At 70.0% G+C, this 13,286-nt stretch carries 14 protein-coding genes; 8 read left to right on the top strand and 6 right to left on the bottom strand.

Annotation, left to right across the window (positions count from 1 at the left end; all coding sequences use genetic code 11):
- Positions 1 to 2: 2 nt before the first annotated feature.
- Together cobT and CyaNS01_RS10565 are read left to right on the top strand one after the other, a co-directional pair.
- Complete coding sequence (gene cobT, locus CyaNS01_RS10570) at positions 3 to 1,136, top strand: nicotinate mononucleotide-dependent phosphoribosyltransferase CobT (protein ID WP_186697047.1); 1,134 nt, start codon at positions 3 to 5, stop codon at positions 1,134 to 1,136.
- 43 nt (positions 1,137 to 1,179) lie between these two features.
- Positions 1,180 to 2,208: a twin-arginine translocation pathway signal gene (locus CyaNS01_RS10565; RefSeq protein ID WP_186697046.1), complete on the top strand. Its 1,029-nt coding sequence runs from the start codon at positions 1,180 to 1,182 to the stop codon at positions 2,206 to 2,208.
- A gap of 30 nt (positions 2,209 to 2,238) precedes the next feature.
- On the opposite strand, the gene CyaNS01_RS10560 is transcribed toward CyaNS01_RS10565, so the two are convergent.
- On the bottom strand, positions 2,239 to 3,411 hold the full coding sequence (locus tag CyaNS01_RS10560; RefSeq protein WP_225875638.1) for an aldo/keto reductase: 1,173 nt from the start codon (positions 3,409 to 3,411) through the stop codon (positions 2,239 to 2,241).
- Positions 3,398 to 3,976 (bottom strand): bifunctional nuclease family protein, encoded by a 579-nt coding sequence (locus CyaNS01_RS10555; protein WP_186697045.1) that lies wholly within the window; start codon positions 3,974 to 3,976, stop codon positions 3,398 to 3,400. The genes CyaNS01_RS10560 and CyaNS01_RS10555 overlap by 14 nt, the downstream gene beginning before the upstream one ends.
- A 71-nt stretch (positions 3,977 to 4,047) precedes the next feature.
- On the opposite strand from CyaNS01_RS10555, the gene CyaNS01_RS10550 reads away from it, so the two are divergent.
- Positions 4,048 to 4,701 (top strand): riboflavin synthase, encoded by a 654-nt coding sequence (locus CyaNS01_RS10550; RefSeq protein WP_186700661.1) that lies wholly within the window; start codon positions 4,048 to 4,050, stop codon positions 4,699 to 4,701.
- A gap of 27 nt (positions 4,702 to 4,728) precedes the next feature.
- A complete protein-coding gene (locus CyaNS01_RS10545) occupies positions 4,729 to 5,340 on the top strand; it encodes a DUF308 domain-containing protein (protein WP_186697044.1) in 612 nt (203 codons plus the stop codon).
- Positions 5,341 to 5,380: 40 nt separating this feature from the next.
- Here CyaNS01_RS10545 and CyaNS01_RS10540 read toward each other — a convergent pair whose 3' ends face one another.
- The 4 genes from CyaNS01_RS10540 to CyaNS01_RS10525 all read right to left on the bottom strand — a co-directional run bounded on the left by CyaNS01_RS10540 (position 5,381) and on the right by CyaNS01_RS10525 (position 9,087).
- On the bottom strand, positions 5,381 to 5,797 hold the full coding sequence (locus CyaNS01_RS10540) for an AbrB family transcriptional regulator (RefSeq protein WP_186700659.1): 417 nt from the start codon (positions 5,795 to 5,797) through the stop codon (positions 5,381 to 5,383).
- A 118-nt stretch (positions 5,798 to 5,915) separates the two neighbouring features.
- Positions 5,916 to 6,545 carry a cytochrome c oxidase subunit 3 gene (locus CyaNS01_RS10535; RefSeq protein ID WP_186697043.1) on the bottom strand — a complete coding sequence of 210 codons (630 nt, stop codon included), beginning with the start codon at positions 6,543 to 6,545 and terminating at the stop codon, positions 5,916 to 5,918.
- Entirely contained in the window at positions 6,542 to 8,167 is a 1,626-nt protein-coding gene (gene ctaD / locus CyaNS01_RS10530; RefSeq protein ID WP_186697042.1) for a cytochrome c oxidase subunit I, read from the bottom strand. Before ctaD ends, CyaNS01_RS10535 begins: the two co-directional genes overlap by 4 nt.
- Positions 8,168 to 8,217: 50 nt before the next feature.
- Positions 8,218 to 9,087: a cytochrome c oxidase subunit II gene (locus CyaNS01_RS10525; protein ID WP_186697041.1), complete on the bottom strand. Its 870-nt coding sequence runs from the start codon at positions 9,085 to 9,087 to the stop codon at positions 8,218 to 8,220.
- A gap of 263 nt (positions 9,088 to 9,350) precedes the next feature.
- Between CyaNS01_RS10525 and CyaNS01_RS10520 the strand changes: the two genes are divergently transcribed.
- From CyaNS01_RS10520 to CyaNS01_RS10505, 4 genes are read left to right on the top strand one after another with little or no spacing between them, the layout of a single operon-like run.
- On the top strand, positions 9,351 to 10,349 hold the full coding sequence (locus tag CyaNS01_RS10520) for a heme A synthase (RefSeq protein ID WP_370561506.1): 999 nt from the start codon (positions 9,351 to 9,353) through the stop codon (positions 10,347 to 10,349).
- A 3-nt stretch (positions 10,350 to 10,352) separates the two neighbouring features.
- Positions 10,353 to 11,315 carry a heme o synthase gene (locus CyaNS01_RS10515; RefSeq protein ID WP_186697039.1) on the top strand — a complete coding sequence of 321 codons (963 nt, stop codon included), beginning with the start codon at positions 10,353 to 10,355 and terminating at the stop codon, positions 11,313 to 11,315.
- A gap of 39 nt (positions 11,316 to 11,354) precedes the next feature.
- Positions 11,355 to 12,377, top strand: coding sequence for an ATP-binding cassette domain-containing protein (locus CyaNS01_RS10510; RefSeq protein ID WP_370561831.1), 1,023 nt, complete (start codon positions 11,355 to 11,357; stop codon positions 12,375 to 12,377).
- A gap of 6 nt (positions 12,378 to 12,383) precedes the next feature.
- The gene (locus tag CyaNS01_RS10505) at positions 12,384 to 13,283 is read left to right on the top strand and encodes an ABC transporter permease (RefSeq protein ID WP_186697037.1); all 900 of its coding nucleotides are present in this window, start codon (positions 12,384 to 12,386) and stop codon (positions 13,281 to 13,283) included.
- Positions 13,284 to 13,286 lie beyond the last annotated feature (3 nt).

Here is a 13,286-nt window from a genome sequence, read left to right as displayed (position 1 = left end):
CCATGCCGGCCCCGCCGGCGGAGGCGGTCGCCTGGGGGCGCAGCCGGCCGGTGCTGTTGCTGGCGGCCACAGCCACGGCGGCGGTGGAGGGGATCTCCGCCGCCGGGGCCACTCCCGCCTCCCGGCGTGCCACGGCCGCCGCCGATGCCGAGCTGGTGGTGCACGGACCGCTCGGGCCCCGTCCCCACGCCCTGCCACCCCTGCCGGCGGGGGTCAGCCCTGCCCTGATCAGTCACGTGGTGCTGGAGCGTCTGGGGCTGCTGGAGCGCCTGCAGGTGGTGGACCTGGGCTGCGCCGTGGCTCCCGCCGTGCCGCACCTGCGCCTGCCGGCCCTGGAGGGAGCGGGGCCAGCGCGCTGCGTCAGCAGCGGCCGGGCGCTGCCGCTGCAACGGGTGCGGGCGCTGCTGCAGCGCGGCCGCCGCTGGGGGGAGCGCAGCGCGCCGGACTGCCCCCTGCTGCTGGCGGAGTGTGTGCCCGGCGGCACCACCACGGCCCTCGGGGTGCTGCGCGGGCTGGGGGTGGCTGCCGATGGGCTGGTGAGCGGCAGCCTGCTCCACAGCGACCATCCCCTCAAGGCCCGCCTGGTGGGGCAGGGCCTGGCCCGGGCAGCCCTGGGGGACGCCGGGGTGGCTGGAGGAGCGGTTGGAGGAGCCGTTGGCAGTGGGACTGATCCGCTGGCCGTGCTGGCCGCCGTGGGGGATCCGATGCAGCCGCTGGCGGCTGGCCTCGCCCTGGCTTTCGCCCGCCGCGGCGGCACCGTGCTGCTGGCCGGCGGCAGCCAGATGGCGGCGGTGCTGGCCCTGGTGCTGGCCCTGGCCGCCCCCCGGGAGCGGCTGGGTCTGGTGGCCCGGATCACGGTGGCCACCACCGCCTGGGTGGCCGATGAGCCCGGCAGCGATCTGGCCCTCTTGCTGCAACGCCTGGGGCATCGCTGGCAGGTGGTGCCGCAGCTGGCGCCCGCGGGGCTGCGCTTCTCGGCCTGCCGCAGCGCTGCCCTGCGCGACTACGAACGGGGCTACGTCAAGGAGGGGGTGGGCGCCGGCGGGCTGGCCGTGCTCTGGGAGCGGCTGGGCCACAGCCCGGAGGCCCTCGCCCAGGCCTGTGACCTGGCCTGCCGTCAGCTGCTCGGGGGTTGACGGGCCGCCCTGGCCGGGTGGGGCCGGCTCCTACGGTCGGTTGATGGCCAGTTCACCGGAGTTCCTCTGCCGCCGAGAGCTGCTGCGCCTGGGAGTGGGGGCGGCGGCGCTGGGAGCGCCCTGGCTGCTCGGCGGCTGCCGCTCTGCGCAGGGGGCGGCGGTGCTGGCGCTCACGGCCAAGCAGCTGCCGGCTGCCTGGCTCAAGGACCTGCCGGCTGGTTGGCGGGCGCGCCAGCTCGAGGCGCCCCAGGCCGTGCTGGAGCAGGGCCGGCGCGACCCCGTCGCCGCCCTGCTGGCCCTCAGTGATGGCTGGGCCGGCTCGGTGGCATCCTCCAGCTGGCAATCCTTCGGGGCCCCGGAGCTGCTGGCCCGCCTCACCCCCCTGGCGGCGTCGGCCAGCAGGCTGTTCGCGCCCGAGGGACAGCCGGCGCTGGCCTATCCCTGGTCGTTCACGCCCTGGGTCATCCTGCTGCGCTCCCGTCCCGACCTGCAGGAACGGGCTCAGGAGGGCTGGTCGCTGCTGCTGGATCCGAGTCTGCGCGGGCGGCTGGTGCTGCCCTCCAGCCCCCGGGTGTGCATGGCCCTGGTGGGCTCCGAGCCGGAGCAGCTGAAGCAGCTGCGGCGCCAGGCCCTGGCCTACGACGAACGCGATGGCCTCAACCTGGTGCTGAGCGGCGCGGCCGAGGCCGCCGTGCTGCCCCTGCGCCGGTTGGTGCCACTGCTGCGGCGCGACCTGCGCCTGGCCGTGCTGTGGCCCGCCAGTGGGGCACCGCTCAGCTGGGAGCTGCTGCTGAGGCCCACCGGTGTGGAGCAGCCCGTGCCCCTGGCCTGGCTGGCGGAGCTGCTGGAGGGGCCGCTGCTGGCCTCCCTGCTGGCGGCCGGCTGGGTGCCGCCCCTGCCGCGAGAGCAGCTGGAGCCGCTGGTGAGCCGTTTCCCGGCGGCCATCGCCAGCCTGCTGCTGCCGCCAGCGGGTCTGCTCGAGCGCTGCTGGAGCCTGCCCCCCCTCGACACTGCCGAGCGCCTGGCCCTCCAGAGCCGCTGGGACGCCGCGGCGCCGCTGCCCGGAACCTGAAGCCCAGCCCCTGAACACCCGGCGGCCCGCTCAACCCCAGAGCCGCCGCCGCGGCGCGGCCGCCAGGCGGCGGTGGGTGTCGGCCAGCAGCTCGGGAATCGCCAGCCCGTGGGGGCAGCGGGGCAGGCAGACGCCGCATTCCCGGCAGGCCTCGGCATTGAGGCTCTCCCACCAGTGGCCCGCCCGGCCGATCAGGTTGTAGCGCTCCCGGGCAAAGCTCTCCATGCCATGGCCCACGGCCAGGTTGCGCAGCCGCAGCAGCTCGGGAATCGGCACGGCACTGGGGCAGGGCAGGCAGGCCCGGCACTGGCCGCAGCGCTCGGCGCCGAGCCGCTCCGCCGCCCCCTCGCTCAGCCGGGCCAGGGCGGCCCTGACCTCCTGGCTGAGAGCCTCGGGGCTGGCCTGGCCGAGCGGGCCGCCGCCCCCCAGTTCGCCCGCCTGCCAGCGCTCGGCCCAGATCAGATCCCCGGGCTGGGCCGCCCCCAGGCTGAGGGTGGAGATCCCCTGCTCCAGCAGAAAGCGGTAGGCCAGCTCCAGGGGCTGGAACGGCGCGCAGTCGGCCAGCAGCTCGGGCGAGGGGGCATAGAGCTGGCCGCCCTTGTCGGCGGGGGAGATGGCCAGCACCCCCAGACCTGCCGCCAGGGCGGCCCGCGCCAGGGGCAGGCGGCTCTGGTCGAACAGGTGAACGTGCAGGGCGCAGAAGCTGAAGCGACCGCTGGCCAGGGCCTGCTCGATCACGGCCTGGCTGCCGTGGCTGCTGAAGCCCACCTGGCCCACCAGCCCTTGTTCCAGAGCCCAGGCGAGCAGTTCGGCGCCCGGCCCCTGGCAGGCCCAGGCCAGGTGCTCGGGCGTGTTCAGCCCGTGCACGGCGAGGCCGTGCAGCCGCGGCACCCCCAGGCGCATGAGGATGCCCCGCAGCTGCTGCTGGCTGCTGGCCAGGTCGCCGCCCGGCAGCAGCTTGCTGGTGATCAGCCAGCCCCCCTGGGGCGCCAGGCCCCGCCGCGCCAGGGCGGCGATGGCCTCCCCCAGAAAGCGCTCCGCTGGCCCGTAGGCGGGGGCGGTTTCCAGATGGTTGATGCCGGCGGCCAGGGCCGCGCCCAGCACCGCCTCCATCTGGCCGGGGCTGCCCAGGGCGCGCATTGTGCCCAGGCTGAAGGCCGACACCGCCGGCCCCCGCCCGAACGGCCGTCTAGCTGGGTTCACGCGGCTGATCCGGGGTGTCCGGTTCGCCGGGGTCGCTGGGGCTGGGGTCGTTCTCGGGCTGGGCCCGGCCCAGCTGCCGCACCAGCTCGGCGGGGCTCACCGAGTCGAGGAAGCGGCGGAAATGGGCCTGGTCGGCGGCGTCGGCCTCGGCGTCCACCGGAATCGAGGCATCCGCCACCACCTCCTCCAGCATCCAGATCGGCGTGCCGGTGCGCACGGCCAGGGCGATGGCATCGCTCGGCCGGGCATCGACTTCGCTCAGGCCTTCGGGGCCCGGGTTGTCTTGGCTGCGCAGCTTCAGCACAGCGCGGAAGGTGCTCTCCTCGATGGCGTGGATGATCACCCGCTCCAGATGCAGTCCGCCCGCCTCGAGCAGGGCCACCATCAGGTCGTGGCTGAGGGGCCGCGGGGGGCGGTCATGGCCGAGCCCCACCAGGATGTTCTGGGCCTGGGCCTGGTCGATCCAGATCGGCACCTGGCGCCGGCCGGCCGGGTCCCGCAGCAGCACGATCGGGCTGCGGCTGGCCGCATCCAGGGCGATGCCGGCGACGCGCATTTCGACCATGGCCGGCAGTGCCGCTAGGCAGCGATGAACCCGTGCCTGATTATGGCCAGGAGGAGCTGGAGCCCACGCCGATGTTCACCGGACTGGTCCAGGCCACGGGCACGATCGAACGGGTGCAGGGTGGTGTGCGGCTGCGCTGGGCCGCCAGCGAGGGCGGCTGGTCGGCCCACGATCTGGCCCTGGGCGAGAGCGTGGCCGTGGATGGGGTGTGCCTCACGGTGGCGGAGCGCTTCAGCGATGGCTTCCGCGCCGATGTCAGTGACGAAACCCTGCGCCGCAGCACGCTTGCGGCCCGGGCGGAACGCCGGGGCGCCGTGAATCTGGAGCCGGCGCTGCGGCTGGCCGATCGCCTCGGCGGCCACCTGGTGAGCGGTCATGTCGATGGCCTCGGCACCGTGCTGTCGGTGGCGGCCGAGGGGGAGTCGTGGCGGCTGGATCTGGCCTGGCAGGATCCGGCCTACGGCCGCTACGTGTGCGACAAGGCCAGCGTCTGCGTGAACGGCATCAGCCTCACCGTGGCGGGCTGCAGCCCCGATGGCGTCAGCTTCTGGATCGCCGTGATTCCCCACACCTGGCGGGGCACCACCCTGCAGGGCCTGCGCCAGGGCGATGGGGTGAACCTGGAGGCCGATCTGCTGGCCAAATACACCGAACGGCTGCTGGCTGGCGGCGCCCAGCCCGACCTCGACCGCGCCTGGCTGGCTGAACACGGCTGGCAGGCCTAGGGTCCAGCCTCTGCCTCTTGCGTTGCCATGGTCCAGCTCAGCCCAGCCCGGGATGCGGCAGCTCTGAGGACCTTCACCCTCGGGGAGGGGGTGCTGATGCTGGTGCTCGGCTTGCTGGCGATGATCTTTCCGCTGGCCGCCTCCCTCTGGGTCACGGCGATGGTGGCGCTGATCTTTCTGGTGGGAGGCCTGCTCGGCTGGATCAACAACCTGATGCGGGCCCGGCTGCTCGGCCGCTGGCTGGCCTTCTGGCGTCTGGTGGTGTCCACCCTGCTGGTGGCAGCGGGGCTGTCGATGCTGCTGCAGCTCGGTTCGGGACCGACCCAGGCGGCGGCCCCGATCGCCACCCTGGCCCTGGCCATCGGAGTGGTGTTCGTGGTGGAGGGTTTGGTGGCCCTGGGGGTGTCCCTGGCCCACCGGCGCATTCGGGGCTGGGGCTGGGGCCTGCTCAACGGCCTGATCACCCTGGCCCTGGGCACGACGATCCTGCTGCTGCCCGGCCCTGTGCTGTTGCAGGTGCTGGGCCTGCTGGTGGGCATCAGCTTCGTGTTCAGTGGCCTCGACCTGCTCAGCTTCAGCGCCAGTTTCCACGGCCCCGATCAGGACACAGCCGGCCAGCCCGAACCCCCCGGCAGCTGAGGTCCTGAACCGCTGGAGAGCCACCCCGGGCGAAACGTGCTCAGTCGCACCCCGCTGAAGCGGTGTCGTCGCTGGCTTCGGCCTCGGGGAACTCGCCGTCTTGGAGCGGCAGCAGCCGGATGGAGCGGCTGTCCCGCTGCAGTTCGATGCGGAATTCCTGGCCGGGCTGCAGCCCCAGCCGGCGGGTGTAGGCGTTGCCGATCAGCAGATTGCCGTTGCCGTGCACGCGGGTGCGGAACTCCGCCTGCCGCCCCTTGCCGGGGCCTGGGGCGGCGGCGCTGCGACCGGAGCTCGCCTCGGGAACGGGGTAGCCCTTGGCGGCCACCAGGGCCTTGTGGAAACTCTTCCTGAGCACGCGGCCACTGGGGCCGACGTACCCACAGGCGCGGGCAATCAGGTCTTCGGGCTGGTCGCTGAGGGCTCTGGCCCTGTCGAGCAGGGCCTTGCCTTCGAGCATCCCGCCCGGACCACCGCCACTGCTGGGACTCATGCCTGGAGATCCTGGCGACAGGTCATGAGCTGAATTGTGCCCAGTCCGCAGGCTGATCGGCAACAATCCCGGGGCTGGAAGGGGCTCAGAGCACGTAAAGGATGCCGTAGAGCACCACCCAGATGCCGTCCACAAAGTGCCAGTAGAGTTCTGCGGCCTCGAGGCCGAAATGCTTCTCAGCGCTGATCCGACCACCGCTGCGGGTCTGCAGGGCCACGATCAGGATGCAGATCACCCCCAGGGTCACGTGCAGACCGTGGAAGCCCGTGAGGGCATAGAAGGTGCTGGCAAAGAGGTTGTCGGTGAGGCCGAAGGGCAGGGTGAAGTACTCCACCATCTGGCCGGCCAGAAAGGTGGCTCCGAGGCCGGCGGACACCAGCAACCAGGTGCGGCAGGCGGCCAGGCGATTGGCGCGGATCTCGCGGCCGGCGCGGTGGAAGGTGAAGCTGCTCAGCACCAGCAGCACGGTGTTGATGGTGGGCAGCAGCAGCTCCAGCTCGTAGATGCTGCCCTCGGGCAGCGGATTCACCGCTTTGAAGGTGAGGTAGGCCGCGAAGAAGCCCGCAAAGGTCATGCCATCGGCCACCAGGAAGGTGGTGAGGCCGAACATGCGCACATCGGCGTGCAGGTCGGCCTCGGTGCTGGCCTCAGCGGTTGGGGCAGCCGCTGCAGGGCTGCTCAGCAGCGAGCTGTCGGAGGAGTTGGTGGTGGTCATGACTGGGCCTCAGGACGGGTGCCGTAGCCGTAGGGCTCGGTGACGAGGGGGGCATCCCCCTTCCAGTTCTCCACCGGAGGGGGCGAGGAGGTGAGCCATTCCGGCGTCAGGGCGTTCCAGGGATTGTCGCCTGCCGGTTCACCATTCCTGGCCGTGATCACCACGTTGATCAACAGCGGCAGGATGCTGATCGCCATGATCAGGGCCCCCACGCTGCTCACCTGGTTGAGCGTGGTGAAGGCCGGGTCGTATTCCGCCACGCGCCTGGGCATGCCATTCAGCCCCAGCCAGTGCTGGGGCAGGAAGCAGAGCTGGAAGCCGATCAGGGTGAGCACGAAGTGCAGGCGACCCAGATCCTCGTTGAGCAGACGGCCCGTGAACTTCGGATACCAGTGGTAGAGCGAGGCGAAGATCACAAACACCGTGCCTCCGTAGACGATGTAGTGAAAATGACCCACTACAAAGTAGGTGTCATGAACATGGATGTCGAAGGGCACCTGGGCCAGGCTGATGCCTGTGATGCCGCCGAACACGAAGTTCAGAATGAAGCCGCATGAAAACAGCATCGCCGAGTTGAGGGCGATCTTGCCTCCCCACAGGGTGGCGATCCAGTTGAAGAACTTGATGCCCGTGGGCACCGCAATGAATGAGGTGGCAATGGTGAAAAACAGCCGCATCCAGGGGGGTGTGCCACTAGTGAACATGTGGTGGGCCCACACGATCAGGCCCAGCCCCACGATGCCCATGATCGAGTACACCATGGTGGTGTAGCCGAACAGGGGCTTGCGGGCATGCACCGGCAGGATTTCGCTGACCAGGCCGAAGGCCGGCAGCACCATGATGTACACGGCTGGATGGGAATAGAACCAGAAGAGGTGCTGGTAGACCACCACGTTGCCGCCCAGGGCCGGGTTGAAGAAGCCGGTGTGGGCCACGATGTCGAAGCTCAGCAGGATCAACACGCCGGCCAGCACAGGGGTTGAGAGCACTACCAGCAGGCTGGTGCCCAGCATCGCCCAGCAGTACATCGGCAACTGCATCATCTTCAGGCCAGGGCGGCGCAGCTTCAGCACCGTGGCGATGAAATTGATGGCGCCGAAGATGGAACTGCCCCCCAGCAGCAGCACACTCAGAATCCACACCACCTGGCCGGCAGCCGGGGTGGTGAGACTGAGGGGTGGGTAGGCTGTCCAGCCGGACTGGGCAGCGGCGCCCGCCAGGAAATAGCTGCTGATCAGCAGGATGCCAGCCGGCGGAATCATCCAGAAGGCCACGGCATTGAGCCTCGGGAAGGCCATGTCCCGGGCGCCGACGTAGAAGGGAATCAGATAGTTGCCGAAGCCGCCATTGACCACGGGCACGATCCACAGAAAGATCATCACCGTGCCGTGCAGCGTCAGCACCTCGTTGTAGGTGTCACGGCTCACGAAGTCGGACATCGGACTGACCAGCTCGGTGCGGATCACACCGGCCAGCGCCCCTCCCACCAGATAGAAGGCAAAGCCGCACACCAGATACTGAAGCCCGATCACCTTGTGATCGAGGCTGAAGCTGAGATAGCGGGCCCACCCGGTGGGCTGCAGACCCTCCTGGGGCAGAGGGCCTGGACTGGCGATCGTCATCGGCTGGAACGCTGCGGGGGAAAGTTCGGGGTCACGGTCAACACGCCAGTTCAGGTGCTCGTGGTGGGGGTGTTCTGCGCCAGCCAGGCGTCGAAGCTCTCGCGTTCATGCACCACCACGTTGGAGCGCATGCCGCCGTGGTAGGCCCCGCAGAGTTCGGCGCAGACGATCGGGTAGGTGCCGGCGCGGGTGGGGGTGAAGGAGAGCTGGGTGGTCTGGCCCGGAATCACATCCTGCTTGAGGCGGAACTGCGGCACCCAGAAGGCGTGGATCACATCGCGGGCCTCCATGCGCAGCTCCACGGGCTGGCCCAGCGGCACATGCAGCTCGCCGCTGGTGATGTCCCCCTGGGGGTAATGGAAGATGAAGGCGAACTGCATGGCCGTCACCTCCACCGGCAGGGTCGGGGGAACCACGCCTGTCTGATCAGGGGTGGCGGCAGCGCCGATGCCCCCCCAGATGCGCTCCGGGTCTGGGCCGGGGCTGTCACTGACGAGGGCGGCCTGGTCGATGGTGCTGTGATCCATGGCGCTGTGATCCATGGCGGCATGGTCCATGAGGGGGGCCATGCCGCCCATGCGCTCGTAGATGTCGTAGCTATAGATACCAACGAAAAGAATGACCACCGCTGGTATCGCAGTCCAGACGATTTCGAGGGGCAGGTTGCCCTCAATGGCCACACCGTCGCTGGTGTCGCCGGCGGTGCGGCGAAACCGCAGCAGGCTGTACACCAAAACAATGGTGATGCCGAGGAACAGCATCGTGCCAATGCTGAATAAAACCTTAAAAAGGGAATCGTAGGTGGCGGCGTTGCTGCTCGCATCGAGCGGCAGCATGTTCACCCGATTGCCCACCAGGAGCCCTGTTCCCACAAGGCCAGTCGTGGCCAGCACGGTGGTGAGGGCTGTGCGGATCTGCACGGCATTGGAAGTACTGAGGATCAGCCTATGGGCAGGGCCGTGCCGATGCGAGCCATTGCGCCTGCACAGTTGTGATCAGCGCATCTCAGCGGGGTGTTGGTGTTGCTGGCGGCTGGCCATGTTGTGAATTGACGATGTGAGCGAATCCTCATCCCTCGCTCCCCGCACCATCGCTACCGTGCAGCGACTCTGGGGCGCTCGCTCCGATGCAGACAGGCCTGCGGCCATCCCAGACGCCCGACTCTGGGGCCCCGGCCGAGGCCGTGTCCCCTCAGGCAGGTCCCATCCAGGCCGGCTCCCCTGCTGATCACCTGACCCCACGGCAGGCCGATCGGCTCGGGCAGCTCAGCCGCCTGAGTGGCCACCTGGTGGTGGCCTTGGTGGCCCTGGTGGTGATCGGTGGGGCCACCAGGGTCATGCAGGCCGGCCTGGCCTGCCCTGACTGGCCGCTCTGCTACGGCGTGCTGCTGCCTGGCCGGCAGATGAACCTGCAGGTGTTTCTGGAGTGGTTTCACCGGCTCGACGCCTTCGTGGTGGGGGTCGCCCTGCTGGTGATGGCCGCCGCCAGCCTGGTGGGCCGCCGTCAGCTGCCCGGCTGGCTTCCCTGGGCCTCCGGCCTGGCCCTGGCCCTGGTGGCCGTGCAGGGAGGTCTTGGTGCCCTCACCGTGACCCGGCTGCTGGCCTCCTCGATGGTGACGGCTCATCTGGCTGCGGCCCTCAGCCTGCTGGCCCTGCTCAGTGGGCTGCACCAGGCCCTGAAGCTGCAGCAGGCTCTCAAGCGGCACTCTCAGCCCGGCACGGCTCCCCTGGAGCGGCCCTGGCGACTCGTCTGGGGCCTGGCTGTCTGCGCCGCCCTGCTGCTGGTGTTCTGCCAGAGCCTGCTCGGGGCCTGGATGGCCAGCCACTGGGCCGCTGATCGCTGTCTGGCTGCCGGCGATGACTGCCGCTGGCTGCTGCTGCATCGCCAGCTGGCCCCTGCGGCCGGGGGTGCCGTGCTGGCTGTGGCCGCCCTCGCCGCCCTCTGTCCTGCCCTGCCGCGCTCGACCCGCCTGCTGGCCCTCGGCGGCGCCCTGCTGGTGGTGGCCCAGCTGGTCCTGGGCGTCACCACCCTGAGGCTGGCCCTCGCCGTGCCCGCCGTGACCATCGCTCACCAGCTCGGTGCGGCCCTGCTGGTGGCCGTGCTCGCCGGCCTGCTGGGCCAGCTGCCTGGCCTGGCCGGCCGGCCCCCCTCAACATCCCCATCCCCCTCTCCCCTGAGCTGATCCATGGTGAGCCTCTCTGCCCTGCCCATGGCCCAGCCCCCTGCGGTGCGCCCCTCGGTGCGCCTGCCGGCCTGGCTGGAGGTGGCCAAGCCCCGGCTGATTCCGCTGTTGCTGGCCACCACCCTGGCCGGCATGGCCGTGAGTGGCTCCAGCATCACCACTCCCGTGGTGCTCTGCACCCTGCTGGGCGGCGCCCTGGCCTCCGCAGCGGCAGGGGTGCTCAACTGCCTCTGGGAGCAGGAACTCGATGGCCGCATGCAGCGCACCAGCCGCCGGGCCCTGCCCTCGGGACGGCTGGCCCAGCGCCAGGCCTTCGGACTCGCCGTGGCGCTCACCCTGGTCTCGGTGACGGTGCTGGTGCTGGGGGTGAACCCCCTGGCCGCCAGCCTGGCCCTGCTGGGGTTGTGCAGCTATGTGCTCCTGTACACCGCTCTGCTCAAGCCCCGCACGCCCCAGAACATCGTGATCGGCGGGGTGGCGGGCGCCATCCCCGCCCTTGTGGGAGCTGCGGCGGCCAGCGGCGAACTCGGTGCCTCCAGCTGGTGGTTGTTCTCTTTGGTGATGGTGTGGACCCCGGCCCACTTCTGGGCCCTGGCGCTGCTGCTCAAGGACGACTACCGCTCCGTCGGCATCCCCATGCTTCCGGTGGTCAAAGGCGTGCAGGTGACGGCCCGGGCGATCAGCAGCTATGCCTGGCTGACGGTGGCGCTGAGCCTGCTGGGGGCCTGGATGCTGCCCAGTGGCGGCCTGTTCTACGGCCTGCTGGTGCTGCCCTTCAACGGCAGGCTGCTGCAACTGGTGAGCAAGCTCAGCCGCAATCCCAACGACCCTTCCTCCGCCAAGGCCCTGTTCCGCTGGTCGATCTTCTATCTGTTCGGCGTGAGCCTGCTGCTGCTGATGGCACGCCTCCCCCAGGCGGAGCCGTTCTCCATCGGGCTGGGGATGCTGCCTACATTGGGCGGCTGATCGACGCACAACCGCTCTGATGGCCACGGGAGAGAGGGGCTGGTGATCGAAATCGATCGGTTGAGCAAGGCCTACGGCAGTGGCACGTCCAGGGTGGCTGCCCTCGATGGCCTCAGCCTGAACGTGCCGGCGGGCACGCTCTATGGCTTGCTGGGCCCCAATGGCGCCGGCAAGACCACCGCGCTGCGGATCCTCTGCACCCTGCTGGCCCCGGACGGGGGCAGCGTCCGGGTGGCCGGAGTGGATGCCCTGCAGGACCCCCGCCAGGTGCGGCGGCTGCTCGGCTACGTGGCCCAGGAGGTGGCGATCGACAAGATCCTCAGCGGCCGCGAGCTGCTGCAGCTCCAGGGCGACCTCTACCACCTGCAGCCTTCTCTGAGGCAGAGCCGCATTGCCGAGCTGGTGGATCTCCTGGGTATGGGCGACTGGATCGACCGGCGCTGCGGCACCTATTCCGGTGGCATGCGCCGCCGGCTCGATCTGGCCTCCGGTCTGCTGCATGCCCCGCGGGTGCTGGTGCTGGATGAGCCCACCGTGGGCCTCGACATCGAGAGCCGGGCGGCGATCTGGACCGTGCTGCGCCAGCTGCGCGATGGCGGCACCACGATCCTGCTGAGCAGTCACTACCTGGAGGAGGTGGATGCCCTGGCCGACCGCCTGGCGATCCTCGAGGCGGGCCAGCTGATCGCTGAGGGCACCCCATCGGAGCTCAAGGATGCTCTCGGTGGCGATCGCGTCACCCTGCGGGTGCGGGAGTTCAGTGATGCCGCGGAGGCCAGCCAGGTGCAGGAGCTGTTGAGGGCCTGCCCGGGGGTGCGTCAGGTGGTGGTGAACCGCGCCCAGGGCTATTCGCTCAACCTGGTGGTGGAGCACCAGGGGGTGGTGGAACAGCTGAGGCATCAGCTGGCCGAGGCCCAGCTGCCGGTGTTCGCCCTGGCCCAGAGCCGGCCCAGCCTCGATGATGTGTATCTCCAGGCCACGGGCCGCACATTGATGGATGCGGAGCTGGCTGTGGCCGGCAGCCGGGATCCCAAGGCCGAACGCAAACAGAGCATGCGCTGATCCGTGATGACCACCACTTCTTCTGCTTCTTCTTCCGGCGCCTCGCTGTCCAGCCAGGTCAGCCCTCCGTCGCCGTTGCCCCTCGGCCCCGAGGCCTCCGCCCTGGCCGAGATCAGCCAGGAAACCCTGGCGCTCACCAAGCGCCTGTTCCTGCAGCTGCAGCGCCGCCCCTCCACCCTGATCGCCGGAGTGTTGCAGCCCCTGATCTGGCTGATTCTGTTCGGGGCTCTGTTTGCCAAGGCCCCCGCCGGCCTGCTGCCGGGCGGCATGAGCTACGGCCGCTTTCTGGGGGCCGGCGTGATCGTGTTCACCGCCTTCAGCGGCGCCCTCAACGCCGGCCTGCCGGTGATGTTCGATCGGGAGTTCGGCTTCCTCAATCGGCTCCTGGTGGCGCCGCTGCGGGCGCGCAGTTCGATCGTGCTGGCCTCGGTGCTGTTCATCACGGCCCTGAGCCTGGTGCAGAGCCTGGCGATCATGGCGGCCGCTGCCCTGCTGGGCTACGGCTGGCCGGGCGCCGGTGGCCTGCTGCTGGTGCTGGTCACGCTGCTGCTGCTGGTGTTCGCCGTCACGGCACTCAGCCTCGGGCTGGCGTTCGCCCTGCCGGGTCACATCGAACTGATCGCGGTGATCTTCGTGGCCAACCTGCCGCTGCTGTTCGCCAGCACCGCCCTGGCACCGATTTCCTTCATGCCGGCCTGGTTGGGCTGGCTTGCGGCCCTGAATCCCCTTACCTTCGCGATTGAACCGATCCGCGCCGCCTACGCCGGCCATTTCTCCCTCACCGCCGTGGTGCTCGAGGCTCCGTACGGAGACCTCACCGCCGGCACCTGCCTGGCCGTGCTGGCCCTCCTGGCCGCTGGACTGTTCGCCCTGATCCGGCCCCTGCTGGATCGCAAGCTCACCTGATTC

The sequence above is a fragment of the Cyanobium sp. NS01 genome, from assembly GCF_014280235.1.
Taxonomy (GTDB): Bacteria; Cyanobacteriota; Cyanobacteriia; order PCC-6307; family Cyanobiaceae; genus NIES-981.
The sequence above is the reverse complement of the archived record's forward strand: the minus strand, read 5'-3'. Positions and strand labels throughout refer to the sequence as shown.

Excerpts from the sequence above, each read along its gene's own strand:
- cobT (WP_186697047.1), top strand. The coding sequence starts at position 3 with ATGCCGGCCCCGCCGGCGGAGGCGGTCGCCTGGGGGCGCAGCCGGCCG.
- CyaNS01_RS10565 (WP_186697046.1), top strand. The coding sequence starts at position 1,180 with ATGGCCAGTTCACCGGAGTTCCTCTGCCGCCGAGAGCTGCTGCGCCTG.
- CyaNS01_RS10555 (WP_186697045.1), bottom strand. The coding sequence starts at position 3,976 with ATGGTCGAAATGCGCGTCGCCGGCATCGCCCTGGATGCGGCCAGCCGC.
- CyaNS01_RS10550 (WP_186700661.1), top strand. The coding sequence starts at position 4,048 with ATGTTCACCGGACTGGTCCAGGCCACGGGCACGATCGAACGGGTGCAG.
- CyaNS01_RS10545 (WP_186697044.1), top strand. The coding sequence starts at position 4,729 with ATGGTCCAGCTCAGCCCAGCCCGGGATGCGGCAGCTCTGAGGACCTTC.
- CyaNS01_RS10540 (WP_186700659.1), bottom strand. The coding sequence starts at position 5,797 with ATGCTCGAAGGCAAGGCCCTGCTCGACAGGGCCAGAGCCCTCAGCGAC.
- CyaNS01_RS10535 (WP_186697043.1), bottom strand. The coding sequence starts at position 6,545 with ATGACCACCACCAACTCCTCCGACAGCTCGCTGCTGAGCAGCCCTGCA.
- ctaD (WP_186697042.1), bottom strand. The coding sequence starts at position 8,167 with ATGACGATCGCCAGTCCAGGCCCTCTGCCCCAGGAGGGTCTGCAGCCC.
- CyaNS01_RS10515 (WP_186697039.1), top strand. The coding sequence starts at position 10,353 with ATGGTGAGCCTCTCTGCCCTGCCCATGGCCCAGCCCCCTGCGGTGCGC.
- CyaNS01_RS10505 (WP_186697037.1), top strand. The coding sequence starts at position 12,384 with ATGACCACCACTTCTTCTGCTTCTTCTTCCGGCGCCTCGCTGTCCAGC.